The organism is Microcoleus sp. Aus8_D2 (genome assembly GCF_036702665.1).
GTDB lineage: Bacteria > Cyanobacteriota > Cyanobacteriia > Cyanobacteriales > Microcoleaceae > Microcoleus.
The window spans coordinates 49693-51202 of the sequence record NZ_JAUBUN010000049.1 but is presented as its reverse complement, the minus strand read 5'-3'; the positions used below and the strand labels follow the sequence as shown (position 1 = coordinate 51202).

The following is a 1510-nucleotide window of genomic DNA, read 5'->3' as shown; positions in this document are numbered from 1 at the left end:
GCCCCCTGTCCGCAGCATGAGAGCGGACAGGGGGCACGCGCGAACCGTTGATGATTTCTGGACATACAATTTAAATACGAAATATCTTACCAGAAAGAATTGGTTTAAGGCCCAAAGCCCGATCGGGATAAATTAAAATCAGACGATTCATTACTCCAATCCTTTTCCTTCTTTTGTCAAGTGCCCTCCAGCGGTCAACTATCAACTGTCAAGCGGTCAACTGTCAAGCGGTCAACTGAATGAACCATTGGGCTTTTGTAAACAAATATAAATTGTCGCTCCAAGTAAACACAGGCGCGCAAGTTGTGATAGCCTTGAGTAAGATAACAATTTCTGGATGTCCTTTTTTTGAGGACAAGCAGCAAGGTAACTCAATTTATATCAATTAGATACAACAAATGGAAGCATTACTTTTCTTAATAGGGTTTGGAGGCGGGGCATTAGTCTGCTGGCTAATTTTGAATAAGCGAAATTCACGCAATTTGGTGCGGATGCAGGGTTCGCAGGAGGCTATATCGAAGCTGGCGTCGCAGTTGGATGCCAGAAATTCGGAATTGCGGGAAAAGATGCAGAATGAAAATCAGCTAAATTATGAATTGTCCCAGTTGCAAAGTCGCTTAGAAGTTGTGACGGGCGAGCAAGATTTGTTAAATACTCAAGTGTCGGAATTGGAAGGATTTTTGGCAGGAATTGCTCAGGAGCGATCGCAAGTTAATACTCTGATTGCGGATTTGCAGTTTCAGCTAGAAAATGCTGAACAAGCTCAGTCGCAGTTAGCGGAAGTGGCAGAACTTAAATATCAGTTAGAAGTGGCGGCTCAGGAGCGATCGCAACTTAACGCTCAAATGCTGGAAATGCAAGCAGAATTAGAGACAGTTGATGCAGAACGTTCTCAATTTCACGCTCTGCTGTCGGAAGTTGAAAGTCAGTTGGAAACTGCTAGTCAAAGCAGATTGCAGGTACAGTACCAGTTGTCGGAAATTCAAATTAAGTTCGATCGCTCGATTCAAGAGCGGGAGCAACTTCAGTCTCTACTTGCAGATTTGCAAGCTCAACTGGAGAGTGCAGAGCAAGAACGAGAAATACTCAACTCTCAATTGCAAACCGCTCGCCAACAACCACAGCAACCTCAGCCTGAATTATTAGAGCTGGAAACACAGTTAGAAGCTGCTAATCGGGATAAAATGCAGCTAAATTCTCAAGTATCTGAGCTGGAAACTCGATCGCAAATGGTGGTTCGAGAGCGAGAACAACTGCTGTCTCAGTTGTCCGAATTGCAGGCTCAGCTAGAAACTTCTCGCACAGAGCGATCGCACATTTACGCTCAACTCTCGGAATTCCCAAGTCAAATCGAGACAGCCAATCAGAGTCAAACTCAACTGCAAGCTCAAGTATCCGAATTAGAACAGCATTTAGAAATTGTATATCTAGAGCGATCGCAACTGCAATCTAATTTAGAAAATGCTAACACAGAACGGTCACAACTCACTTCTCAAATCTCGGAACTTCA

At 43.9% G+C, this 1510-nt stretch carries 1 protein-coding gene; it reads left to right on the top strand.

Annotated features, from left to right (window positions below):
• Positions 1-398 precede the first annotated feature (398 nt).
• On the top strand, positions 399-1510 hold a 1112-nt coding region (locus tag QUB64_RS27735; protein ID WP_333325138.1), incomplete at its 3' end, for a hypothetical protein.